We start from the raw sequence: 23610 nt of genomic DNA, 5'->3' as shown, positions 1-23610 counted from the left end.
GGTCACGTCCCGTCGGGTGAGTTCCGGCGTCGAGCGGAACCGGCTGCGGACGTGCCCCGAGGGGTCACTTTGCGTCGGGGGAACTCCGGCCCAGAGCGGGGGCACCTGCGGATGTGCCCCGACGGGTCACTTTGCGTCGGGTAGCGGGGGTCTCGCGGTACCGGCGTGCCCTGACGGGTCACTTCACGTCGGGTATCGGGGGTCTCGCGGCACGGGCGTGCCCGGACGGGTCACTTTGCGTCGGGAGGACTCCGGCGTGGAGCGGGGTCGCCTGCGGATGTGCCCTGACGGGTCACGTTGCGTCGGATGGCGGCGCGGGATGGCGGCGGGCGGCCGGCATACGGCTGTCGCCCGCCCCCAGGTGTGCTGGGAGCGGGCGACGAGCGTGCGCAACGATCAGAAGTCGAAGCCGCCGCCGATGTCCCCGAAGTCACCGAACCCGTCGAAGCCGCCGCCGTCACCGCCAGCGTCGCCACCGAAGTCGCCGCCGGCCAGGTCCGCGCCGCCGTCACCGAAGCCGTCGAACCCGTCCATCAGCGCGCCGGCCACGGCCGTGCCGACCACGACGCCGGCGATCGAGCCGAGCATCGACCCCATCACCATCCCGCCCATGCCCATGCCGCCGCGGCCACCGCCGGCGCCGGCGCCGCCGAAGGTGCGCTCCATGAACCCCGGCTGGCGCATCTCGGCGCGGGTCGCCGCGCGGGCCAGCGACTGCGGGTCGTCGCCGGCGGGCGTCTCGCCGGACTGCGACAGGCCGGTCAGCACCTGCTGGCGCTGCTCGGGCGTCAGCTTGGCGAAGGCCTCGGCATGCGCCTGCTCGACCTTCTCCGGCGGGGCGGTGCGCAGCAGGTAGCGGTAGCGCTCGATGGCCTGCTGGTCCTCCGTGGACTGGGCGGTCTGCCCAGGCTGGCCCACCTGGCCCGGCTGTCCCGGTGCCGGCGCGCCCGGCTGGGGCGCCTGGTCGTAGCCGGCGGGCGGCGGGGCGTACTGCGGCTGGTGCTGCTGGTAGCCCTGCTGCAGCCCCTGCTGCGGCGTGCGGCCGAGCAGTCGGTCGAGGAATCCCATGGTCACTCCCGTGTGTCGTCGGTCGTCCTGTCCGAGCAACGAGGGTCTTACCCCATGCGTTCCCGGTGCACTCCCTCCGACGGCGCTGCAGGTCCGGTCGGTTGGGCGCGGAGGCGGACCGGGAGCGATCTGCCAGGTGCGGCTCAGCCGGCTGCCAGGCGCGCGGCGGCGTCCATGGCGATCCAGAACACCTGCTCGTGTGCGTCGCCCGCCGTGACCCAGCCGCGGTGGTCCCACGCCTCGCCGGCGAGGGAGTCCGCGCTGAAGAGGATCTGTCCCAGCTCGACGCCGCGGTGGGCCGCCACGGCGAGGAACGCGCTGGCCTCCATCTCGACGACCGCGCACCCGGCCTCGATCCGTCGCGCGACGGTGGACCGGGTCTCGCGATAGATGCCGTCGGTGGTCCACGTGCGGCCGGTCTCGTGCGGCGCGCCCGCCGCGTCGAGGGCGTCGATGCAGGCCCGTATGCCGGAGGCCCCCGCCTCGACGACCGGCCCCACGGCCCCGTAGTGGGCGCTCGTGCCCTCGTCGCGCAACGCCGAGGTCACGACGACGGGGTGGCCCATGACGAGGTCGGGCAGGAGCACGCCGGCGGACCCGACCGCGACGAACCGCGTGATGCCCCGGGCGATGGCCTCCTCGAGGAACATGACGGCCCGCGGCGCCCCGATCTCGGGGAAGAAGAACGCGACCCGGCGCCCCGCCACCTCACGGACGTAGCAGGGCTGACCGCCGATGATCGACGTGAAGCGGAACGCGAGCTCCGAGCCCTCGCGCTCACCGATCGCGCGCACGGTCTCAGGGAAGAAGCAGATCACGGCGGCGTCGGGGACCTCGCCGTCGGGGAGGCGGGGATACAGGGCGGACGGCTCGAGCACCCCGGGCTCGTCCAGGTCGCTCGCCAGGTGCAGGTCGACGGGCAGGATCGGCTCGGTCACGTCACTCCCCTGCCCGGTCGAGGTCCTCGGCGCCGAAGGCCTGCGGCAGCACCTCGCTCATCGGCAGCACGCCGAGGGGCGTCTCGAGCAGGCAGGACGCGCCGCCGTGCTCCCAGAGCAGCTGGCGGCAGCGGCCGCAGGGCATGAGCGGGGCGCCGTTCGCCCCGACGCAGGCCACGGCCACGAGCCGTCCACCGCCCGAGGCGTGCAGCGCCGACACCATGCCGCACTCGGCGCACAGCCCCACCCCGTAGGAGGCGTTCTCGACGTTGCAGCCCACGACGATCCGGCCGTCGTCGACGAGCCCGGCCACCCCGACGGGGAAGGACGAGTAGGGCGCGTACGCCCGCCGCATGACGCTGACGGCGGCCGCGCGCAGGGCGTCCCAGTCGACGTCGTCGGCGCGGGACGGCATACGACTCATCCCACCTCGCCCTTGCGATAGACCTCGCCGTCGGCCGCGGGCATCCGCAAGGCCTGGGAGGCGAGGCCGAGCACGAGCAGCGTGGCGATGTAGGGGGCGGCGCTGGTGAGCTCGCCGGGCACGGTGTCGGTGGCGAAGAAGGACCAGCCGAGGCCCACACCGATGACGATCGCGACGACGCCGCCGAGGAGGTTGCGGCGCAGGAGCTGCCAGACCCCGAAGGCCACGAGGAGCAGGCCGACGACGAGCAGCAGGGCGTGCACCGCGCCGCCGCGCAGCTGCACGGCGTCGAAGTAGCCGAACAGCAGCGACCCGGCCGCGAGGGACCCGGGCCGCCAGTTGCCGAAGATCATGGCGGCGAGACCGATGTAGCCGCGCCCACCGGTCTGGCCGTCGCGGAAGACGTTGGCCGCGACGAGGGCGAGGAAGCCGCCGCCGAGCCCCGCGAACCCGCCCGAGATCAGCACGGCGAGGAACTTGTAGAGGTAGACGTTGACGCCGAGCGACTCGGCGGACCAGGGGTTCTCGCCACAGGAGCGCAGGCGCAGGCCGAAGGTGGTGCGCCACAGCACCCACCAGGACACGAGCACCAGCAGCGCCGCGATGATCGTCAGCACGGACAGGTTGGTCACGAAGGCCGCGAGCACGCCCGCCACGTCCGAGACGAAGAAGATGTGCTTGCCCTCCAGCGAGGTCAGCGCGGGCGACAGGCCGGGGACGGTGACGTCCGGGAGGTGCGGCAGCGGCGGCGACTGGGTCGCGCCACCGCCGGGGGTGCCGGTGAAGGCACGGGCGGCGAGGTACTTGGCGCCGCCCATGCCGATGAGGTTGACGGCCACGCCGGAGACGATGTGGTCGACGCCGAAGACGACGGTGGCCAGGGCGTGGATCGCGCCGCCGATCATGCCGAGCAGGACCGCGCCGACGATGCCGGCCCAAGCGCCCCAGTGCCAGGCGAAGAAGGCGGCGCCCCAGGTGCCGAGGATCATCATGCCCTCGAGGCCGATGTTGACGACGCCGGCCCGCTCCGACCAGAGGCCACCGAGACCGGCCATGCCGATCGGGACGGCGAGGCCGAGGGCGGCAGCCAGGGCACCGGAGGAGGCGAGGTCGTTCTCGCCGGTCACGACGCGCAGGACCGAAACGAACAGCAGGACCAGCACCGCCAGCCCGGCGATCTGCAGTCCGGACAGGCGGCGACGACGGCGCGGCACCGACCTGCGCCGGTCCGGCCGGTCCGTCACGGGGGCGACACCGGTGGTGCTCATGCGCTGGCTCCTTGGGTGGCAGGGGCGGTCGGTTGCTGCGCCGCCAGGTCGCGGGCGACCTTGGCCTGCTCGAGCCGGACGTTGGCGCGCCGCACCAGCTCGTAGGCGATGACGACGGCGAGGACGATGACGCCCTGGATGATGAAGACCAGCTCGGAGGAGACGCCGGCGTTGATCTGCAGGCCGTTGCCCTGCTGGTCGAGGTAGGACCACAGCAGCGCGGCCAGGCCCATGCCGATCGGGTGGTTGCGCCCCAGCAGGGCGATCCCGATGCCGGCGAAGCCGATGCCGGGCTGGAAGTTGGTGCCGTAGGCGTGATCCTGGCCGAACAGCAGCGGCAGCCCGATCAGGCCGGCGATGGCGCCGGACAGGATCATCGTCGACATGATCATCCGGTGGGCGTTGACGCCGCTCGCGATGGCAGCGGTCTCGGACTGGCCGGCGCTGCGCAGGTCGAAGCCGAAGCGCGTCTTGCCGAGGACCAGCCAGTAGAGGAGGCCGACGACGATCGCCAGGACGAGCAGGCCGTAGACCTTGGTGGTCGTGCCGCTGATGATCTGCAGGCCGGGCACCCACGAGTCCTGGGGCAGCGGCTTGGTGTTGGTGACGTTGCTGCCGGCGCCGGCCGAGCTGTCCCGGGCCTTGGTCAGCAGGAAGGCCACGACGCTGGTCGCGATGGCGTTGAGCATGATCGACGAGATCACCTCGGAGACACCGCGCTTGATCTTGAGGTAGCCCGCGATCGCGGCCCAGCCGGCGCCGACGAGCATGGCGACCAGCGTGGTGGCGATGACGTTGGCCCAGCCCGGCAGGTAGCCCTGCGCCCCGAACACCGCGGCGGCGAAGACCGCCACGCGGTACTGCCCCTCGGCGCCGATGTTGAACAGGTTCATCCGGAAGCCGATGGCGAGGGCCACCGCGGCGAGGTAGTAGACGATGGCGCCGTTGACGATGCGCGCGATCAGTCGGGGACTCGGCTGGCGCAGCAGCTCGGTCCAGACGGCCCCCACGGGGTCGCCGGCCGCGACGAGCACCAGCGAGGTGATCACGAACGCCACGACGATGGCGAGCAGCGGCGCCGCGAGCGCGAGCAGGACGGCGCGGGGCGAGACCTTCATCGGGTGGGCTCCTGCTGGTGGGTCGAGGGGTCGTCGGCGCGGGTGGCGCCGGTCGCCCCGGACGTGCGGGTCGGCTCGGTCGGTGGGACGTGGTCCGGTATGCCGGAACCGCCCGTCATCGCGGCGCCCAGGTCACCCGGGGACGTGGTCGGGGGCAGCTCCTCGGACAGGCGGCCCTCGCTGATGACGCGGATGGTGTCGGACAGGCCGCGCAGCTCCTCGAGGTCGGCGGTGAGGAGCAGGACCGCGAGGCCCTCGTGCCGGGCCTGCTTGATGTGGTCCCAGATCGCGGCCTGCGCGCCCACGTCGACGCCCCGGGTCGGGTGGGCGGCCACGAGCACCCGCGGCTCGTGGGCCATCTCGCGGCCGATGATGAGCTTCTGCTGGTTGCCGCCGGACAGCGAGCCGGCGGTGACGTGGATCGACGGCGTGCGCACGTCGTAGTCCTCGACGATGCGCGTCGTGTCGCGCTGGGCGCCGCGGGCGTTGATGAACGGTCCGGACACGTTGGGGGCCTGGGTCTGGTGGCCGAGGATGCGGTTCTCCCACAGCGGCGCCTCGAGGAGCAGGCCGTGCCGGTGGCGGTCGGCGGGGACGTAGCCGACGCCGGCCTCGCGGATGCGCCGCGTCGGCCAGTCGGTGATGTCCTTGCCGCCGAGATAGATCCGCCCGGCGGAGGGGTCGCGCATGCCCATGATGACCTCGACCAGCTCGTCCTGGCCGTTGCCCTCGACGCCGGCGATGCCGAGGACCTCGCCCGCGTGGACGGTCAGCGACACGTCGTCGAGGACGTCGCGCCCGCCGGGCCGCTCGAGGCGGACGTTCTCGACGACGAGGACGGCGCGGTCGGTGACCGTGGACTCCTGCGTCTGCGGGCTGGGCATCTCGCGACCGACCATGAGCTCGCCGAGCTCGCGGGAGGTGACGGTGCGCGGGTCGGCGCTGCCCACGGTGGTGCCGCGGCGGATGACGGTGATGTCGTCGGCGACGGCGCGCACCTCGTCGAGCTTGTGCGAGATGAAGATGATGGTCAGGCCCTCGGCCGTGAGGGTCTTGAGGTTGTCGAAGAGCTCGTCGACCTCCTGCGGCACGAGCACGGCGGTGGGCTCGTCGAGGATGAGGATGCGGGCGCCGCGATAGAGGACCTTGAGGATCTCGACGCGCTGGCGGGCACCGACGCCGAGGTCCGAGACGAGCGCCTCCGGGTCGACGCCGAGGCCGTACTCCTTGGAGATGCGCCGGATCTCGGCCTGCGCCCCGTCGCCGATGCCGTGGAGCTTCTCGGCGCCGAGCACGACGTTCTCGGTCACGGTGAAGTTGTCGGCGAGCTTGACGTGCTGGAAGACCATGCCGACCCCGGCGGCGATGGCGTCGCTCGGCCCGTGGAAGGTCACCTCGCGGCCGTCGATGGCGATCGTGCCCTCGTCGGGGCGCTGCACGCCGTAGAGGATCTTCATCAGCGTGGACTTGCCCGCGCCGTTCTCCCCCACCAGCGCGTGGATGCTGCCCTTGCGGACCGAGAAGGTGATGTCCTTGTTGGCCACCACGCCCGGGAACCTCTTGGTGATCCCGCGGACGGCGACGGCGGGCGGCGCGTCTGCGCTCGTCGAGGTGGGTGGAGTTCCGATGGTGCACGCTCCTTGCTCGGTCACGTCGTCGTGGACGTGGCGGCTGACCGCATCACCTTACCGTCGGTGATCACGGGGTCCAGATCGATGGACCGCGGACCTCCCCCGTATGCCGAAGCCCGGCCGCCGTCGGGGTGTCCGTCTGGCGGCCGGGCTGCGGCATACGTGCGTGCGAGGTGCTGCGAGGGTCGATCAGGTCAGGTCAGACCGGTCACTTGGTGGGGACCACGATCTTGCCGGAGACGATGTCGGTCTTGGCCTTGTCGAGCTCGGCCTTGAGGTCGTCGATCTTGCCGCCCGTGGTGGCGAGCTCGACACCGTTGGACTTGAGGTCGAAGACGGCCTCGCCGGACTTGAGGTTGCCGTCCTTGACCTGCTTGATGAACTCCAGGACGCCCACGTCGACGCGCTTGACGACGGAGGTGATGATGACGTCGCGGACGTCGGCCTGGGCGGTCTTGGCCTGGTCGGAGTCGACGCCGATGGCCATGGCGTTCTTGGCCTTGACGGCGGTGAAGACGCCGGAGCCGGAGCCGCCGGAGGCGTGGTAGATCACGTCGGCACCCGCGGAGAGCATGCCCTCTGCGGCGGTCTTGCCGGCGGCCGGGTCGGCGAAGCCGGAGAAGTTCGGGGGCTGGGTGAGGTACTTGACCTGCACCTTGATGTTGGGGTTGGTCGCCTTGGCGCCGGCGACGTAGCCCGCCTCGAACTTCTTGATCAGGTCGGTCTGGACGCCGCCCACGAAGCCGACGTTGCCCGTCTTGGACTTCTTGGCCGCGACGACACCGGCGAGGTAGGAGCCCTCCTGCTCGGAGAACACGATGTTCTGGATGTTGGCGCCCTTGGCGTCGGTGGAGTCGACGAGCGCGAACTTGGCCTGGGGGTTGTCGGCAGCGGCTTTCTTGACGGCCGGGGCGTAGGCGAAGCCCACGGCGATCACGTTGGTGTAGCCGGCCTCGACCAGCTGCTGCAGTCGCTCCTCGCGGGCGGACTCGGCCTCGCCGGCGGTCGCCACGGACTCCTTGGTCTGGGCGCCGAGCTGGGCCTTGGCCTCGTCGAGACCCTTGGCGGCCGAGTCGTTGAAGGACTGGTCACCACGGCCGCCCACGTCATAGGCCATGCCGACCTTGATCGCGGAGCCACCGGCCGCGCCGGAGGACTGGCCGCCGGACGAGCCGGACTCGGTGTCGTTGGGGCTGCCGCAGGCGGCGAGGGCGAGCGAGGCGGCCGTGAGCGCGGTCGCGACCTTGACGATGCGGATCAAGGGTGACTCCTTCGTTGGAACGGATGAGCAAACCCTAGACCGCGGCTCCGGCGGGCCGACGCCGGGTTGCCCCGAGTGCGCCGAAGCGGTGACGAACTGTTATGTGGCCGCGTGGGCCACCACGGCCGGCGCGGCGCGTCTAGGGCGTCGCGACGAGGGCCGACAGCACGGTGCCGGCCAGGGTCCGCACGCCGACGGCGATGGCCCGCTCGTCGACGACCAGGTCGGGTCGGTGCAGGTCGTAGGTCGTGCCGCCGGGCGTCCGCGTGCCGAGGCGCGCGAGGGCTCCGGGGACGCTGCGCAGCATCCAGGAGAAGTCCTCGCCGCCCAGCGACTGCGGCGTCGGCACCACGGCGTCGGCCCCGACCATCGTGGTGACGCCGCTGACCAGGTGCGCCACCGCGTCGGCGTCGTTGACGACGGGCGGCACGCCCTGACGGTGGTCGATCTCGACGGCCACGCCGTACGGCGCCGCGAGGTGCCCGACGAGGTCGTCCACCAGCGGGCCGATCGAGTCCCACACGTCGGCGTCGAGCATCCGCAGCGTGCCCGACGCGGTGCCGGTCGAGGGTATGACATTGCCGGCCTCCCCCGCGTGGATCGACCCCCACACCAGTGCCAGCCCCGCGCGCGGGTCGACGCGCCGGGACAGGGCGGCCGGCAGCCCGGTGACGACCGTGGCCAGGGCATAGGTGAGGTCCTGGGTGATGTGCGGCCGCGAGGTGTGGCCGCCCGCTCCGGTGAGGCGCACCGTCAGGACGTCGGTGGCCGCCGTGATCGCGCCGGTGCGCAACCCCACCTGACCGACGTCGGTGCCCGGGTCGCAGTGCAGGGCGAAGACCTGGTCCACGTCCTCGAGGTGGCCTGCAGCGACCAGGGCGTGGGCCCCACCCGGCATGACCTCCTCCGCGGGCTGGAAGAGCAGGCGGACGGCATACCCCTGCTCCCGCAACCACTCCTGGTGCGGCGCGAGGGCGAGGGCGAGACCGAGCAGGCAGGTGGTGTGCACGTCGTGCCCGCAGGCGTGGCAGGCGCCGCCGGTCACGGACGCGTAGGGCAGTCCGGAGGTCTCGGTCAGCGGGAGGGCGTCGATGTCGGCGCGGACGGCGATCCGCCGACGGGGCTCCGCGGGGCCGAGGTCGACCACCAGGCCGGTCGGGTGCACGGGGGTGACCCGCAGGCCCTCGGCCTTGAGCAGCTGGGAGATCCGCGTGGTCGTGCGCTGCTCGGCGAAGCCCAGCTCGGGGTGGGCGTGCAGGTCGCGGCGGACCTCGATGAGCTCCGGCTCCAGCGCGTCCACGGCAGCCGAGATGTCGGCCCGCAGCTGGTCGACGACCTGCGCATCGCTCGGGGGTGCGACCTGCTGAACGTGCTCGGAGCCCATGGGCGGCAAGGTTACCGCGCATGGGTTCCGAGTCAGGTCGCGGGCCGGATCCAGGACCCGTCGGTGATCAGCGCGACGGTCAGCGTGACGGTCGGCGTGGGGGTCAGAAGGCGTCGCGCGGGACGTACTGGCCCCACACGTCGCGCAGGGCGTTGGACACCTCGCCGCCGGTGGCGTTGGCCTCGAGGGCCTCCTTCATCGGCAGCAGCAGGTTGGTGCCGCTGCCCTCGGCCGCCGTCCGGAGCGCGTCGAGCTTGGCCTCGACCGCCGCGTTGTCGCGGGCGGCGCGCAGGTCCGCCAGTCGCTGGCACTGGTCGGCCTCGATCTGCGGGTCCACGCGCAGCGGGTCGTAGTGCTCCTCCTGGTCGATCGTGAACTTGTTGAGGCCCACGACGGTCCGCTCGCCCGAGTCGGTCTTGAGCTGCGTGGCGTAGGCCGAGCGCTCGATCTCCGACTTCTGGAAGCCCTGCTCGATCGCCGGCACGGCACCGCCGAGGTCGTCGACCTTCTTGAGGAGCTCCCAGACGGCCTCCTCGATCTCGTTGGTGAGGGACTCGACGACGTAGGAGCCGGCGAAGGGGTCGACGGTCTTGCACACGTCGGTCTCGAAGGCGATGACCTGCTGGGTGCGCAGGGCCAGGCGGGCGGCCTTCTGCGTCGGCAGGGCGATGGCCTCGTCGAAGGAGTTGGTGTGCAGCGACTGCGTGCCGCCGAGGACGGCGGCCAGGCCCTGCAGCGAGACGCGGACGAGGTTGACCTCGGGCTGCTGGGCGGTCAGCTGCACGCCGGCGGTCTGCGTGTGGAAGCGCAGCATCTGCGACTTGGGGTTCTTGGCGCCGAACTCGTCGCGCATGATGCGCGCCCAGATGCGCCGGGCCGCGCGGAACTTGGCGACCTCCTCGATCAGGGTGGTGCGGGCGACGAAGAAGAAGGACAGGCGCGGCGCGAACGCGTCGACGTCCAGACCGGCGTCGATCGCGGCCTGGACGTAGGCCTTGGCGTTCGCGAGCGTGAACGCGATCTCCTGCACCGGCGTGGCCCCCGCCTCGGCCATGTGGTAGCCCGAGATGGAGATCGTGTTCCAGCGGGGGATCTCCTTGTTGCAGTAGGCGAAGATGTCGGAGATCAGGCGCAGCGACTGGGCCGGCGGGTAGATGTAGGTGCCGCGGGCGATGTACTCCTTGAGCACGTCGTTCTGGATCGTGCCGGTGAGCTGGCCCGCGGCGACGCCCTGCTCGGCGGCGACCAGCTGGTACATCAGCAGCAGGGTCGAGGCGGGGGCGTTGATCGTCATCGACGTCGACACCTTGTCCAGCGGCAGGCCGTTGAACAGCACGCGCATGTCGTCGAGCGAGTCGACGGCGACGCCCACCTTGCCGACCTCGCCGCTGGCCAGCGGCGCGTCGGAGTCGTAGCCCATCTGGGTCGGCAGGTCGAAGGCGACCGAGAGACCACCGGTCCCGGCGTTGACCAGCTCGTGGTAGCGCTGGTTGGACTCCTTGGCGGTGCCGAACCCGGCGTACTGGCGCATCGTCCACGGACGGCCGGTGTACATCGTCGGGTAGACGCCTCGGGTGAACGGGTAGGACCCAGGCCTGCCGAGCTTGTCGTCGGGGTCGAAGCCCTGGAGCGAGGACGCGTCGTAGACCGCCTCCAGCGGCAGGTCCGACTCGGTGCGGGCGGTGGGCTTGTCGGTGCTGTCAGCCATGACTCAAACCCTAGTCGTGCGGTCCCTGCCGGTCGCGCGCACCCCCGCACTAACGCGCCGCCGCTGCGGGCAAGGACGTCGGCGAGGGCGTGGGGTTCAGGTGAGCTCGGGGTAGCCGCGCTCCTTCATCAGCTCGACGATCGACTTGACGTCCTGCGCCTGGCGCCGGGTGGTCACCATCAGCACGTCCGGCGTGTCCACCACGACCACGTCCTCCAGGCCGAGCAGCACCACCTGGCGGCCGGAGCGGTTGACGACCACCCCCGAGGCGTTGCGGATGTGGACGTTGTCGGCCGGGCCGAGCACCGCGACGTTCTGGCGGTCGGGGGTCTCGCCCGCCGACGGCAGCAGGCCCGCGAGGGAGTCGAAGTCGCCCACGTCGTCCCAGCCGAAGTCGCCGGCGATGACGGCGACGCGACCGGCGGCGGCGGCCGGCTCGGCCACCGCGTGGTCGATGGCGATCTTGTCGAGCTCCTTCCACGTCTGGTTGAGCACCCAGGGGTTCGCGGCGATCGCGCGGAGCCCGGCCGCCAGCTCGGGGTGGTACTCCGCGAGCAGGTCGAGCAGCACGGACGCCTTGACGACGAACATGCCGGCGTTCCACCGATAGGTGCCGAGAGAGAGGTATGCCGCAGCGGTGCCCGCGTCGGGCTTCTCGACGAACTCCGACACGAGGCGGGCCCGAGGGGCGCCCTCGACGTGAAGCTCGCCTCCCTCCCGCACGTAGCCGAAACCCGTTGCGGGATAGGTCGGCTCGATGCCGATGGTGACGACGTAGCCCTGGGCCGCCACGTTGACGGCCTCCCTCACGCACGCGTGGAACTGCTCCTCGCCCTCGATCACGTGGTCGGCCGCGAAGGACCCGAGGATCGCGTCGGGGTCACGGCGCTCGAGCACCGCAGCGGCGAGCCCGATGGCTGCCATCGAGTCGCGGGGACCCGGCTCGACCAGCACGTCCCCCGGGGCGACGCGCGGGAGCTGGGCGGCGACCGCCGCCTCGTGGCGGGCCCCCGTCACGACCAGCACCCGGCCGTCGCACAGCGGCGCCAACCGGTCGTAGGTCGACTGCAGCAGCGAGCGCCCCGAACCGGTCAGGTCGTGCAGGAACTTGGGCCGCCCGGACCGCGACAGCGGCCACAGGCGGGTGCCGGCACCACCGGCGGGGATTACGCAGTACAGACGGGGATCGGTGGCCTCGGCAGACATGGGTGACACGCTATCCAACGCGCGCCCCGCACCTCACCCCTTCCCCAGGATCGGGCGGGTCGGCATACCGGCCGTCATCCGAAGGACACCTGAGCGCCACCCGACACACCCCACCCCGTCTCCCCCGCCTCACCGACGTCGCGGATGGTGAGGACGTGCGGATCGCGATCGTCACGGAGTCCTTCCTCCCGTCGCTCAACGGGGTGACCACCAGCGTCTGCCGGGTCCTGGACCGCCTGCGCGAGACCGGGCACGACGCCGTCGTCATCGCCCCCTCCCCCGCCCCCGAGAGCTATGCCGGGTTCCCCGTCCGAGCCGTCACCAGCATCCCGGTGCGGCAGTTCCAGGTGGGGCTGCCGACCGGCGAGATCGAGGACGTGCTGCGGGAGTTCCGGCCGGACGTGGTGCACGTGGCGTCGCCGTTCGTGCTCGGGGCGAGGGGCCTGACCGCCGCGGACCGGCTGGGGCTGCCGTGCGTCGCGATCTACCAGACCGACATGCCGAGCTATCTGGAGCAGCACGGCAACGTCGCCGGCGCCGCGACCGGACGCGCCGCCGCCAAGGCCGCCTGGCGCTGGATCCGGCGCATCCACTCCCTCGCCGACCTGACCCTCGCCCCCTCGAGCGCCGCGCTGAGCGACATCCGCGCGCACGGGGTGCCCCGCACCGGGCTGTGGGGACGCGGCGTCGACACCGGCCTGTTCCGCCCCGAGTGGCGCGAGGACGCCGGGTCGCGGGCGCTGCGCCGGGCGCTCGCGCCGGACGGCCAGGTGCTCGTGGGGTATGTCGGGCGCCTCGCCCCCGAGAAGGAGATCCACCGCCTCGTCGACGTCGCCACGATCCCGGGCACGCGCATCGTGCTGGTCGGCGACGGACCGTCCCGCACCGCCCTGGCCGAGCAGCTCAGCGAAGCGGTGGCGGGCAGCCCGGGGCGGCCCAACCTGCCCCCGGTCTTCCTCGGGCGCCGCTCGGGCGACGACCTCGCTCGCGCCTACGCTGCGTTCGACGTCTTCGCGCACACGGGGACCCGCGAGACCTTCGGCCAGACGCTGCAGGAGGCGGCGGCCTGCCGGCTGCCCGTCGTCGCCCCCGCCATGGGTGGCCCGCTCGACCTCGTCGACCACGGCACGACCGGGTTCCTCTTCGACCCCGCGGACCCCCGCTCGATCGTCGAGCACGTACGCACCCTCGTCGAGGACCCGGCCCTGCGCGAGGCCATGGGCTCGGCCGGGCTCGTCAAGGTGGAGCCGCGGTCCTGGGCTGCGCTGGTCGACCAGCTCGTCGGGCACTACGAGGACGCGATCGCCCGCCACCGCGCCTCCGCCGCCTGACGACCGCCGCTCGACCGTCCAGCGGGGCGTCCGGAACGCAACTTCGTGAGCTCCCAGCCCACGAACGCCCCACCCTGGCCCTCCGGATCGCACCTTTGTGAGCTCCCAGCCCACGAACGCCCCATCCTGGCCCTCCGGATCGCACCTTCGTGAGCTCGCAGCGCACGAACGCCCCGCGGGGCCCGGCGAGGCGGCCTGGGCGGCGCTGCTCGTGGCGAGGGGACACGAATGCGGCGCAGCGCGGCGTGTCGCGGACGTTCGCGTCCCCTCGGTGGGCGTCGAGGGGCGGGCGAGGTGGGCTGGGCGGCGCTGCTAGGGTGCCGAGGGGGTCAGGTGTCCGGACCGAGGGCGCCAGGGGGATCACGTATGACGCACCACCGCACACCGGGCCGCCGCGTGCGCCGGGTCGCCGCCGCTGCGCTCGGCGCCACCCTGACGCTGGGCGGCGTGGCCCAGGCCGCACCCGCGACGACCAGCCGCGCACCCGATGCGCCGACACCGACGCCGCCGACGACGACGCCACCGACCTTCACGGTGACCCGCACCCCGTGCGCCGGCACGCGCGTGCCGCCACCCCCTGCACCGCCCACCCGCCGTGGCCGCGCCGGCGCCACGGCCAGCCCGACGCCGACGCCCACGGCCACCCCGAGCCCGAGCTACTACCCCGCGCCAGCGGTCCGAGCCGGTGAGCGCCCCGTCGGCGGCGACCAGCTCGGCACCAGCGGCATCGTCACGGCGGTGCCCGCGGGCGTGCCGCAGCCCCCGCAGCTCGACGCGACGTCATACGTGCTCGCCGACCAGCAGACCGGCACGATCCTGGCCGCCAAGGCCCCCCACGCCCACCTTTATCCCGCCAGCACGCTCAAGACCCTCACCGCGCTCACCGTCATGCCGCAGCTCGACCCCAAGCGGGTCGTCACCGCGACCGCGTCCGACCAGGCCGCCGAGGGCACGCGGGTCGGCATGGTGGCCGGCAACCCCTATCCCGTGCACCAGCTGTACGGCGCGCTGCTGATGCAGTCCGCCAACGACGCGGCCTATGCCCTGGCCCGGTCGGCGCCGGGCGGCGTCGCGGGCACCCTGCAGCGCATGAACGCCACCGCGGCCGGGCTCGGCGCCCGCGACACCGTGGCTGTCGACCCGTCAGGGCTGGACGCGCAGGGTCAGCGCAGCAGCGCCTACGACCTGGCGGTGATCGGGCGAGCGGCGATGCAGCGCAAGGACTTTCGGTCCTATGTCGGCACGCGCGAGATGCCCTTCCCCGGCGCCAAGCAGCCCGACGGCACCGTGGTGAAGCCCTATGCCGTGCCCAACCTCAACCACTTCTTCATGAACTACCCGGGCGCGACGGGCGTCAAGACGGGCTACACGACGGGGGCCCACCGCACGTTCATCGGGTCCGCCACCCGGGGTGGCCGGTCCTATGTCGTGAGCTTCATGTGCTCCGACACGGCCGACTGGCACCACGTGGCCGCGATGATGGACTGGGCGTTCGCCCACGGCACCAAGGTCAGCGGCGTGGGCACCCTGGACACGACGCCCCCGGCGACCCCGACCGGCACGCCCAGCGCCTCCACCTCGGTGCCGCCCACGGTGACGCCAGTGCCGGCGCCCACCTCCAGCTCCCCCACCGCGGGACAGACGTCGCAGCCGACGGGTGTGGCACGCGCCCTCCAGACGTGGTGGGGTGCAGGCGTGCTCGCCGTGCTGCTGCTCGCCGCCGGCGCTCTGCTGACGCGGCGCCTCGGGCGCAAGCGCTGAGCGGGTCGAGGGCGCTGAGCGCAGCGGGCAGGATCAGCTGCCGCAGCTGACGTAGGCCAGGCTGGCGTCCCCGAGCGGGTAGCGGCGGATGGGACGCCATACCTCGTCGTCGCCCTGGACGTAGAGCGAGAACGCGCCGACGGTGAACTGCGCGTGGTAGTCGGCCAGCTCGACGAACGCCTGCTCCAGGGCGTCCTCCGGCAGGCCGTGCGCCACCGTCACGTGCGGGTGGTAGGTGAAGCTCAGGTCGCGCTCCAGCACACCGCGCCGCACCGTCGCCTCGAGCTGCTCGCAGGCGGGGATCCCGCGCGCGACCTGGATGAACACCACCGGCGAGACCGGGCGGAAGGTCCCGGTGCCGCGCAGCTCGAGCGTGAACGGCGCGACCGACGCGGCGGACCGCAGCAGGTGCTCGTGGATGCCGTCCATCGCTGCGTCGTCGACCTCGGTCGGCGGCAGCACCGTCACGTGCGTCGGGATGCCGCGCGCCTGCTCGTCGCCGTAGGACAGCCGCGCGCGCTGCAGCTCGCACCCCCAGGGCTCGGGGATGGCGATCGAGACTCCGATGACCGGCACCGTCACTCCTCCAGGCTCAGCGGTGCCCGGCCGGTCGCAGCAGGCCGACGGCGTCGTAGACCCGGCCCAGCGTGGCCGAGGCCACCTCGCGGGCGCGCTCGGCACCGGCAGCGAGGATGCGGTCGAGCTCGGCGGGGTCCTCGAGCAGCTCGTTGGCCCGGTCGCGGAACGGCGTGACCCACTCGACGAGCACGTCGGCGGTCTCCTTCTTGAGGTCGCCGTACATCTTGCCCTCGAAGTGGGCCTCGAGCTCGGCGACCGACGTGCCGGACAGGACCGAGTGGATCGTCAGCAGGTTGGACACGCCCGCCTTGGTCTCGGGGTCGTAGCGGACGACGGCCTCGGTGTCGGTGACGGCAGAGCGGATCTTCTTGGCGCTCTTGGCCGGGTCGTCCAGGAGGTTGATCAGGCCCTTGTCGCTGGCGGCGGACTTGCTCATCTTGGCCGTCGGGTCCTGCAGGTCCTGGATCTTGGCGCCCTCCTTGACGATGTGCGGCTCAGGCACGACCAGGGTGTCGCCGTAGCGCTGGTTGAACCGGATCGCCAGGTCGCGGGTGATCTCCAGGTGCTGGCGCTGGTCCTCGCCGACCGGGACCTTGGCCGCGTCGTAGAGCAGGATGTCGGCCGCCATGAGGATGGGGTAGGTGAACAGCCCGACGTTGGCCGCGTGGCCCTTGGCGGTCTTGTCCTTGAACTGCGTCATGCGGCTGGCCTCGCCGAACCCGGTCTGGCAGGACAGGATCCACGACAGCTCGGTGTGCTCGGAGACGTGGCTCTGGACGAACAGCGTGGAGCGCTCGGGGTCGACGCCCGCCGCGAGGTACTGCGCCGCCGTGACGCGCGTGCGTCGCCGGATCAGCTCGGGGTCGGTCGCCACCGTGAGGGAGTGCAGGTCGGCGATGAAGTAGAACGCGTCGAACTGCCCTTGCAGCGCCACCCAGTTGACCAGCGCGCCGAGATGGTTGCCGAGATGCAGCGAGTCGGAGGTCGGCTGCATGCCGGACAGCGTGCGCGGGCGGGCGGTGAGCTGGGAGGACATGGCTCTCATTCTGGCAGGTCGGGGGGGGTGGTCCGGGCGGTGTTGGGTCGTGCGGGCGGGTCCGGTCAGGGGTGGCAGGAGCCCAGGCCGTATGCCGGAACCGCTCGGTCCCCGGCATACGGCCGGTGTCTCAGCCCTGCAGGACGGCGCCGTCCTCGACGCGGCTGGGCGCGCCCTCGTCGGGGAGCGTGACGTCGCCCTTGACGACGACGTCGTCCCCGAAGGACCAGTCCCCCTCGACGGTGAACCGGGTCGCCTCGCGCAGCGACGGCAGGCGCTCCGGCACCCGCTGCTCGAAGTCGCCGATCCGCTTGAAGTGCTTGCTGTCCAAGGAGATCACCGGCGCCGCGTCGACCTGCATGGCCAGGGTGCCGTCCTCGCGCAGGTCGTAGACGTCCGAGCGCAGCAGCATGAGCTCGTTGGTCGTCTTGACCGGGAGGAAGCGGCTGCGCGGCACCTCGATCGCCTGGGCCCCCTCGAAGACCTCGACGGCCGCGCCCATCGCGGACTCGATCTGGTAGACCTCGGGGCTGCTGGCGTCCTTGGGGTCGACGGTCTTGACGTTGCGGATGAGCGGCAGCCCGAGGACGCCGTCGCGCGCCGTCAGCTCGTCGTGCAGGCGCTGCAGGTCCAGCCACAGGTTGTTGGTGTGGAAGAACGGGTGGCGGTGCTCGTCGGTGAAGAAGTCCATCTCGTCGTCCGCGGTCTGCGCGGTGTCGCGCAGGATCAGCTGGTCGTCGTCCTTGCGGATCGCGAGGTGACCGCCCTTGCGGTCCATGGCGGTCCGCTGGCACACCTCGGCGGCGTAGGGCGCGCCCGAGGACGCGAACCAGCCGGCGAGGCGGGCGTCCGGGGAGGCGCCGAGGTTGTCGCCGTTGCTGACCGTGGCGTAGCGGAAGCCCTTGTCCAGCAACGCCGCCAGGATGCCGGAGGACAGCAGCGAGGGGTAGAGATCGCCGTGGCCCGGCGGGCACCACTCGAGCTGCGGGTCGTCCGGCCACTCGACGGGCGTCAGGTCGTCCGTGCGCAGCTTGGGCTCCTGGCTCTGCAGGAAGTCCAGCGGGAGGTCCTCGACCTGCAGGTCGGGGTAGTGCTCCAGGGCGGCCAGCGTGTCGGCCCGCGTGTTGAAGGAGTCCATCAGCAGCAGCGGCAGCCGCACGCCGTAGCGCTCGCGCGCCGCCAGCACCTGCTGCACCACGATGTCCAGGAAGGACTTGCCGTCCCGCACGGGCAGCAGCGACTTGGCCTTGCTCATGCCCATCGACGTGCCCAGCCCGCCGTTGAGCTTGATCACGACGGTCCGGCCCAGCGCCTCGCGCGCCGTCTCCTCGTCGATGTCGGCCGCCTCCAACGACGGCGGGTCGGTCAACGGCCGGATCGAGTCCTCGAGGATGACGCCGGTGGCCCCGCCCTCCAGCTCGCCGTAGTAGTGGCTGAAGACCTCGATCGCCGTGGGGTGGACCCCGGCGTCGGTCATGACCTGCTGCGCGCGCGCGAGTCCGTCGTGGCTCATGGCACCACTTTCGTGTCCAGGGGGTGTCGGGGGCAACTCGACGGCCGTCAGCCCTTGGTCGCCCCGAGGGTCAGCCCGGCGACGAAGTGCTTCTGGAGGGCGAAGTAGATGGCGAGGGTGGGCACGGCCACGATCAGCGAGCCCGCCGCGACGAGGTTGTTGTCCGTGAAGAACTGGCCCCGCAAGTTGTTCAGCGAGCTGGTGACGGGGTACTTGTCACCGCTCTGCATCAGCACCGTCGCCCAGAAGAACTCGTTGTAGATCCAGGTCACCTCGAGGGTCGCCAGAGCCGCGAGCGGCGGTCGGCACAGCGGGAGCGTCATCTGCCAGAACTGCCGCCAGACGCTGGCCCCGTCGACCATCGCCGACTCGTAGAGCTCCTTGGGGATGGTCTTCATGTAGTTGCTCAGCACGAAGGCGCAGAAGCCCGTCTGGAAGGCGACGTTGACGATGATCAGCCCCCAGTAGCTGTCCAGCAGGGTGCCCGAGTCGCTGAACCAGAAGGGCACCTCGGCCCGCTGGAAGAGCCGGAAGACCGGGATCAGCAGCGCCTGCGGGGGCAGGAGGTTGGCGGCGGTGAACACCGCGAGCAGCACGAGGTTCCACCGCGAGCTGAACCGCGCCACCACGAAGGCGATGGAGCAGGCCAGGGCCAGGGTCAGCAGCACCGCCGGCACCGTGATGATGGCGGAGTTGAGGAACTTCTGCGTGAAGTCGGCCTGCTCCCAGGCGTTGCGGTAGTTGTCGAGGGTGAAGCCGCCGAAGGACAGATAGCCGTGCTGCGCGGTGTAGTCGTAGGACCGCAGGCTGGCGAGCACGGCGTAGCCGAGCGGGAACAGCCACAGAAGGGCCATCACCAGCAGGAAGCCGTGCGTCGCCCACCGGCCCGCGGTCATCGGGCGCCGGCCGCTGGGCCGCAGCACCTCGGTCGTGGTGCTCACTTCTCCTCCTTCATGACGATGCGCAGGTAGACGGCGATGAAGAGGGACGAGATCACGAGCATGATCGTCGCCAGCGCCGAGCCGAAGCCGATGCGCTGGGCCTCGCCGACGATGTTGCGCGTCACCTCGGTGGAGATCAGCTCGAGGCCGTTGCGTCCCTTGTTGATGACCCACACGAGGTCGAAGGCCCGCAGGGACTCGATGACCGTGACGACCAGGACGATGATGTTGATCGGGGCCAGCACCGGGAACACGACCTTGAAGAAGGTCTGACGCTCCCCCGCCCCGTCGACCTTGGCCGCCTCCCGCAGCGACAGGTCGACGCCCTTGAGGCCGGCGAGGTAGAGCAGCATGATGTAGCCCGTGTGCCGCCAGGTGGTCGCGATGAGGGCGGCCCACAGGTTGTAGCTCGAGTCGCCGTACCAGTCGATCGTCCACCCCGTGACGGCGTTGATGAAGCCCTGGTCCCGGGAGAACATCAGCTGCCAGATGAAGCCGACGAGGGCCATCGACAGGACGACCGGCAGGTAGAAGGACGACTGGTAGAACTTGGTGCCCCGGGACTCGCGGTCGATCAGCACGGCGAGGAACATCCCGAGCGGCGTCGCGACGAAGAACAGGACCGCCAGCCAGATCAGGTTGTGCTGGATGGCGGGCCAGAACGCCGGATAGGTGTTGACGGCCTCGTCGTAGAACTGCCCGCCGACCGGGACGGCCTCGGAGAACGGCGAGAGGCCGTCCCAGTCGAAGACGGACAGCACGACCGTCGCGATGGCGGGCAGCCACACCAGGCCGACCACCACGAGGGTGGGCACCAGGACCATCAGCGCGATGGTGACCCGGTCCCCTCCCGACAACCGCGTCCCCCGACGAGAAGGGCGGCGACGCGTCGACGCTGTCGTGGTGCTCATGAGGTGAAGATGGTCTTCTTCTGCTTCTCGATCTGGCTCACGATCGAGTCGACGTCGCCGGGGTTCTTGATGAACGACTGCAGGGCGGGGGTCACGACCGTCGAGGCGAAGTCGGGCCGCGAGTCACGGTCGAGGAACTGGGCGATCGACTTGGCCTGCTCGACGAAGTCCAGGGAGGCCTTCTGCAGAGGCGTGTACTTCGCCGTCGTGGCCTGGTCCGAGCAGGCGATGACGGACGGGTCGGCCTGGACGAGCGTGTCCTGCGCCGGACCGGTCGCGAGGTAGCCGAGCAGCTTCTTGGCGCCCTCCTGGTTGCGGGGGCGCTTGGACATCATGTAGCCGTCGATCGGGGCGTCGATGGCGTCCGCACCGATGGTCGAGTCGATCTCCGGGAAGTTGAAGAACTTGAGGTCGGCCTGCTCGGCGCCCTTGGCGAACTGCTGCGCCAGGAAGGTGCCCATGTAGTACATGCCGGACTGGCCCCTCTGCAGCGACTGGGCCCCCTCCTGCCAGGTGCGTCCGAGCGAGTCGGGCTGGTGGACCGGGAGCAGCTGGCGCCACACGTCGAAGACCTTCTTGACCTTGGCCCCCGACCAGTCCTCCTTGCCCGCCATCAGGTTGACGTGGAAGTCGTAGCCGTTGACGCGCAGGTTGAGGATGTCGAAGGTGCCCATCGCCGGCCAGCCGTCCTTGTCGGCGAACGCGATCGGCGCCAGCCCGTCCTTCTTCATGCGCCCGGCCAGCGCGACGAGCTCGTCGAGGGTCTTGGGCACCGTGTAGCCGTGCTTGTCGAAGACGCTCTTGCGGTAGTGGACCGCCCACGGGTAGTAGGTCGTGGGCACGAGGTACTGCTTGCCGTCGGCGCCGGTCGAGGCCTTCTTGACCGCCTCGCTGTAGGCCGCGCCGGAGCCCCAGACGTCGGAGACGTCACCGATCAGCCCCTTCTCGGCGAAGAAGCGCATGCGATAGCCGGCGAACCAGGTGAACACGTCGTCCGGCGAGCCCTGCAGGTAGGTGTTGATGTTCTCCTGGAAGGAGTTGTGGTCGATGGTGTTGATCGCGACGTCGAGGCCCTGGTTGGCGGCCTCGAAGCCCTTGACGATCGCCTCCACCGCGGCCTTGGGCACCGCGTCCGACTGGTTGGACCCGAGCTTGAGGGTGCCCGTGGCGGAGCCGGACGACGAGCCGCCGCCACCGCCGCAGGCGGCCAGCAGCGCGGGCAGCGTGGCCGCCGCCCCCAACCCGGCGACGCCCTTGAGGATGCTCCGGCGGCTCGGCTGGTGCGCGCGGACGGAGGAGGGGACCAGCGAGGCGAGGTACTCGCCCTCGGAGGACGGACGCGGCATGACGGCTCCTTCGACGATGAAGTAGCGGGGCGTGCGATGTGCGGCTCGGTCACAGCAAAGTCGCCACTCACACATTTCCGCTCAGTTGGCGACGATCGTTCACCCGCACGCCAGCCCCTGTCAAGACCTATGTGCACTTCTGTTGACAACTCGCACAATGTCTCACACGATGGACCGCATGCGACAGTGGCCTGACAACGGCGTGGCCTACGGCGGGGACTACAACCCCGAGCAGTGGCCCCGCAGCACGTGGGACGAGGACGTCGAGCTCATGCACCGGGCGGGGGTCACCTTCGTCACGCTCGGGGTGTTCTCCTGGTCCTGGCTCGAGCCCAAGGCGGGCGTCTACGAGTTCGAGTGGCTCGACACGATCATGGACAAGCTGGCGGCCGCGGACATCGCGGTCGACCTGGCCACCGCCACCGCGGCCCCGCCGGTCTGGCTGAGCCAGGAGCACCCCGACACGCTCCCGGTGGACCGCGAGGGGCACGTGCTCGGTCAGGGTTCGCGGCAGGCCTGGTGCCCCAGCTCGACGACGTTCCGCGACCACGCCGTCGCGCTCACGGCCCAGATGGCCCGGCGCTACCACGACCATCCGGCCCTCGCGATGTGGCACGTGTCCAACGAGTACGGCTGCCACAACGTCCCGTGCTACTGCGACCGCTGCGCGGCGGCCTTCCGCACCTGGTTGCAGGCCCGGCACGGCACCCTCGAGGCGCTCAACGACTCGTGGGGGACGGCCTTCTGGAGCCAGCGCTACACCGACTGGGAGCACGTCCTGCCCCCGCGGGCCACGCCCACGATCAACAACCCCACGCAGGTCCTGGACTACAAGCGCTTCCAGTCCGACCAGCTGCTCGCCCAGCACGACGCCGAGCTGGCGGTCCTGCGCGAGCTGTCGCCCGGCGTCCCCGTCACCACCAACTTCATGACGATGACCGGGTTCCGTCACCTCGACTACCACTCCTGGGCCTCGCACGTGGACGTGGTCAGCACCGACCACTACCGGGTGGACGCCCTGCCCGACCCCACCGCCGAGCTGTCGCTGTCCGCCGCCATCACCCGCGGCGTTGCCGGGGGCCGGCCCTGGATGCTCATGGAGCACTCCACCAGCGCGGTCAACTGGCAGCCCGTCAACCCGGCCAAGCCCGTGGGGCAGCTGCTGCGCGACAGCCTGTCCCACGTCGCGCACGGCGCGGACACCGTGGGCTACTTCCAGTGGCGGGCCTCGCGGGCCGGCGCCGAGAAGTACCACTCGGCGATGCTGCCCCACGCCGGCCCGGACACCCGTCGGTTCGCCGAGGTCAGCCGCCTCGGCGAGATCCTCGGCCGTATGCCGGACCTCCTCGGCAGCCGCGTCGAGGCACGCGTGGCGGTCCTGTGGGACTACGAGGCGCAGTGGGCCGCCGGCGGACCCGCCCTGCCGTCGGAGGCCCTCGACTACCCGGACGCCGCGCTGGCGGTGCACCGCGCGCTGCGCGACCTGCACGTCACGGCGGACGTCGTGCACCCGGGCGCGGACCTCGAGGGCTACGACGTCGTCGTGGTCCCCACCCTCTATCTCGTGCGCGCCGAGCACGCCACCGCCGTCGCCGACGCCGCCGCACGCGGGGCGCACGTCGTCGTCACCTACTTCTCCGGCATCGTCGACGAGCACGACCACATCCGCCTCGGCGGCTACCCCGGCGCGTTCCGCGACCTGCTGGGCGTGCGCTGCCAGGAGTTCTCCCCCCTCCGCGTCGGCGAGCAGGTGCGGCTCGACGACGGCACGACCGGCACCGTGTGGTCCGAGGACCTCGACGCCGTCGACTGCGAGGTGCTGGCGCGCTACGCCGACGGGCCGCTCGACGGTGGCCCCGCCGTGACCCGCCGCCGCGTCGAGGGCGGCGGCTCGGCGACATACGTCAGCACCCTCCTCGACGACGAGGGCTGGCGCCGCCTGCTCGACGGGCTGCGCGCGGAGGCGGGCATCGACCGCGTGGCCGAGGCGTCACCCGGCGTCGAGCTCGTGCGGCGGTCCGGCGACCGCGGGTCCTGGCTCTTCGCGATCAACCACGGCGACACCACCGCCGAGGTGACGGCGTCGGGGCACGACGTCGTGGCGGACGCCCCGGTCGAGGGACGCGTCGAGCTGGCCGCCGGCGGGATCGCCGTCATCCGCGAGACCGGGACCGAGAGGGACTGAG

The 23610-nt window shown here is 71.6% G+C and carries 19 protein-coding genes; 3 read left to right on the top strand and 16 right to left on the bottom strand.

The window, feature by feature from the left end; genetic code table 11:
* Positions 1-396: 396 nt before the first annotated feature.
* From B4E97_RS12125 to B4E97_RS12080, 10 genes are all read right to left on the bottom strand, one after another.
* Positions 397-1068 (bottom strand): hypothetical protein, encoded by a 672-nt coding sequence (locus B4E97_RS12125; RefSeq protein WP_286960031.1) that lies wholly within the window; start codon positions 1066-1068, stop codon positions 397-399.
* 143 nt (positions 1069-1211) lie between these two features.
* Positions 1212-2006, bottom strand: a complete 795-nt coding sequence (locus tag B4E97_RS12120) for a nucleoside phosphorylase (protein WP_286960030.1) — start codon at positions 2004-2006, stop codon at positions 1212-1214.
* Between the two features lies 1 nt (position 2007).
* Positions 2008-2421, bottom strand: a complete 414-nt coding sequence (locus tag B4E97_RS12115) for a cytidine deaminase (protein ID WP_349680239.1) — start codon at positions 2419-2421, stop codon at positions 2008-2010.
* A gap of 5 nt (positions 2422-2426) precedes the next feature.
* Positions 2427-3698, bottom strand: coding sequence for an ABC transporter permease (locus B4E97_RS12110; RefSeq protein ID WP_286960027.1), 1272 nt, complete (start codon positions 3696-3698; stop codon positions 2427-2429).
* Positions 3695-4816: an ABC transporter permease gene (locus tag B4E97_RS12105; protein WP_029212080.1), complete on the bottom strand. Its 1122-nt coding sequence runs from the start codon at positions 4814-4816 to the stop codon at positions 3695-3697. Before B4E97_RS12105 ends, B4E97_RS12110 begins: the two co-directional genes overlap by 4 nt.
* Positions 4813-6468 carry an ABC transporter ATP-binding protein gene (locus B4E97_RS12100; RefSeq protein ID WP_019284182.1) on the bottom strand — a complete coding sequence of 552 codons (1656 nt, stop codon included), beginning with the start codon at positions 6466-6468 and terminating at the stop codon, positions 4813-4815. The genes B4E97_RS12105 and B4E97_RS12100 overlap by 4 nt, the downstream gene beginning before the upstream one ends.
* A gap of 187 nt (positions 6469-6655) precedes the next feature.
* Positions 6656-7708 carry a BMP family lipoprotein gene (locus B4E97_RS12095; protein ID WP_239265534.1) on the bottom strand — a complete coding sequence of 351 codons (1053 nt, stop codon included), beginning with the start codon at positions 7706-7708 and terminating at the stop codon, positions 6656-6658.
* A gap of 139 nt (positions 7709-7847) precedes the next feature.
* Positions 7848-9092: an amidohydrolase gene (locus B4E97_RS12090; RefSeq protein WP_286960026.1), complete on the bottom strand. Its 1245-nt coding sequence runs from the start codon at positions 9090-9092 to the stop codon at positions 7848-7850.
* 103 nt (positions 9093-9195) lie between these two features.
* Positions 9196-10800, bottom strand: coding sequence for an acyl-CoA mutase large subunit family protein (locus B4E97_RS12085; RefSeq protein ID WP_286960025.1), 1605 nt, complete (start codon positions 10798-10800; stop codon positions 9196-9198).
* A gap of 96 nt (positions 10801-10896) precedes the next feature.
* Positions 10897-12006, bottom strand: coding sequence for a mannose-1-phosphate guanylyltransferase (locus tag B4E97_RS12080; RefSeq protein WP_029212076.1), 1110 nt, complete (start codon positions 12004-12006; stop codon positions 10897-10899).
* A gap of 155 nt (positions 12007-12161) precedes the next feature.
* On the opposite strand from B4E97_RS12080, the gene B4E97_RS12075 reads away from it, so the two are divergent.
* Both B4E97_RS12075 and B4E97_RS12070 read left to right on the top strand, forming a co-directional pair.
* On the top strand, positions 12162-13337 hold the full coding sequence (locus B4E97_RS12075; RefSeq protein ID WP_286960023.1) for a glycosyltransferase family 4 protein: 1176 nt from the start codon (positions 12162-12164) through the stop codon (positions 13335-13337).
* Between the two features lie 366 nt (positions 13338-13703).
* On the top strand, positions 13704-15098 hold the full coding sequence (locus B4E97_RS12070; protein ID WP_286960022.1) for a D-alanyl-D-alanine carboxypeptidase family protein: 1395 nt from the start codon (positions 13704-13706) through the stop codon (positions 15096-15098).
* 33 nt (positions 15099-15131) lie between these two features.
* Here B4E97_RS12070 and B4E97_RS12065 read toward each other — a convergent pair whose 3' ends face one another.
* The 6 genes from B4E97_RS12065 to B4E97_RS12040 form a co-directional block, all read right to left on the bottom strand.
* Positions 15132-15674 (bottom strand): 2'-5' RNA ligase family protein, encoded by a 543-nt coding sequence (locus B4E97_RS12065; RefSeq protein ID WP_286960021.1) that lies wholly within the window; start codon positions 15672-15674, stop codon positions 15132-15134.
* 16 nt (positions 15675-15690) lie between these two features.
* Positions 15691-16713 carry a tryptophan--tRNA ligase gene (gene trpS / locus B4E97_RS12060; RefSeq protein WP_286960020.1) on the bottom strand — a complete coding sequence of 341 codons (1023 nt, stop codon included), beginning with the start codon at positions 16711-16713 and terminating at the stop codon, positions 15691-15693.
* 130 nt (positions 16714-16843) lie between these two features.
* The gene (locus B4E97_RS12055) at positions 16844-18226 is read right to left on the bottom strand and encodes a UTP--glucose-1-phosphate uridylyltransferase (RefSeq protein WP_286960019.1); all 1383 of its coding nucleotides are present in this window, start codon (positions 18224-18226) and stop codon (positions 16844-16846) included.
* 47 nt (positions 18227-18273) lie between these two features.
* Positions 18274-19167: a carbohydrate ABC transporter permease gene (locus B4E97_RS12050; RefSeq protein WP_029212070.1), complete on the bottom strand. Its 894-nt coding sequence runs from the start codon at positions 19165-19167 to the stop codon at positions 18274-18276.
* Entirely contained in the window at positions 19164-20078 is a 915-nt protein-coding gene (locus tag B4E97_RS12045) for a carbohydrate ABC transporter permease (protein ID WP_034253217.1), read from the bottom strand. The genes B4E97_RS12050 and B4E97_RS12045 overlap by 4 nt, the downstream gene beginning before the upstream one ends.
* Complete coding sequence (locus tag B4E97_RS12040) at positions 20075-21424, bottom strand: ABC transporter substrate-binding protein (RefSeq protein ID WP_029212068.1); 1350 nt, start codon at positions 21422-21424, stop codon at positions 20075-20077. Before B4E97_RS12040 ends, B4E97_RS12045 begins: the two co-directional genes overlap by 4 nt.
* A 178-nt stretch (positions 21425-21602) precedes the next feature.
* On the opposite strand from B4E97_RS12040, the gene B4E97_RS12035 reads away from it, so the two are divergent.
* The gene (locus B4E97_RS12035) at positions 21603-23609 is read left to right on the top strand and encodes a beta-galactosidase (protein ID WP_286960018.1); all 2007 of its coding nucleotides are present in this window, start codon (positions 21603-21605) and stop codon (positions 23607-23609) included.
* Position 23610 lies beyond the last annotated feature (1 nt).

The sequence above is a fragment of the Arsenicicoccus sp. UBA7492 genome, assembly GCF_002479615.1.
In the GTDB taxonomy this organism is placed as follows: domain Bacteria; phylum Actinomycetota; class Actinomycetes; order Actinomycetales; family Dermatophilaceae; genus Arsenicicoccus; species Arsenicicoccus bolidensis.
The sequence above is the reverse complement of the archived record's forward strand: the minus strand, read 5'-3'. Positions and strand labels throughout refer to the sequence as shown.

Bases quoted from the DNA above. Each gene is read 5' to 3' on its own strand.
- B4E97_RS12125 (WP_286960031.1), bottom strand. From the start codon at position 1,068: ATGGGATTCCTCGACCGACTGCTCGGCCGCACGCCGCAGCAGGGGCTG.
- B4E97_RS12115 (WP_349680239.1), bottom strand. From the start codon at position 2,421: ATGCCGTCCCGCGCCGACGACGTCGACTGGGACGCCCTGCGCGCGGCC.
- B4E97_RS12110 (WP_286960027.1), bottom strand. From the start codon at position 3,698: ATGAGCACCACCGGTGTCGCCCCCGTGACGGACCGGCCGGACCGGCGC.
- B4E97_RS12105 (WP_029212080.1), bottom strand. From the start codon at position 4,816: ATGAAGGTCTCGCCCCGCGCCGTCCTGCTCGCGCTCGCGGCGCCGCTG.
- B4E97_RS12090 (WP_286960026.1), bottom strand. From the start codon at position 9,092: ATGGGCTCCGAGCACGTTCAGCAGGTCGCACCCCCGAGCGATGCGCAG.
- B4E97_RS12085 (WP_286960025.1), bottom strand. From the start codon at position 10,800: ATGGCTGACAGCACCGACAAGCCCACCGCCCGCACCGAGTCGGACCTG.
- B4E97_RS12080 (WP_029212076.1), bottom strand. From the start codon at position 12,006: ATGTCTGCCGAGGCCACCGATCCCCGTCTGTACTGCGTAATCCCCGCC.
- B4E97_RS12070 (WP_286960022.1), top strand. From the start codon at position 13,704: ATGACGCACCACCGCACACCGGGCCGCCGCGTGCGCCGGGTCGCCGCC.
- trpS (WP_286960020.1), bottom strand. From the start codon at position 16,713: ATGTCCTCCCAGCTCACCGCCCGCCCGCGCACGCTGTCCGGCATGCAG.
- B4E97_RS12055 (WP_286960019.1), bottom strand. From the start codon at position 18,226: ATGAGCCACGACGGACTCGCGCGCGCGCAGCAGGTCATGACCGACGCC.
- B4E97_RS12045 (WP_034253217.1), bottom strand. From the start codon at position 20,078: ATGAGCACCACGACAGCGTCGACGCGTCGCCGCCCTTCTCGTCGGGGG.
- B4E97_RS12040 (WP_029212068.1), bottom strand. From the start codon at position 21,424: ATGCCGCGTCCGTCCTCCGAGGGCGAGTACCTCGCCTCGCTGGTCCCC.
- B4E97_RS12035 (WP_286960018.1), top strand. From the start codon at position 21,603: ATGCGACAGTGGCCTGACAACGGCGTGGCCTACGGCGGGGACTACAAC.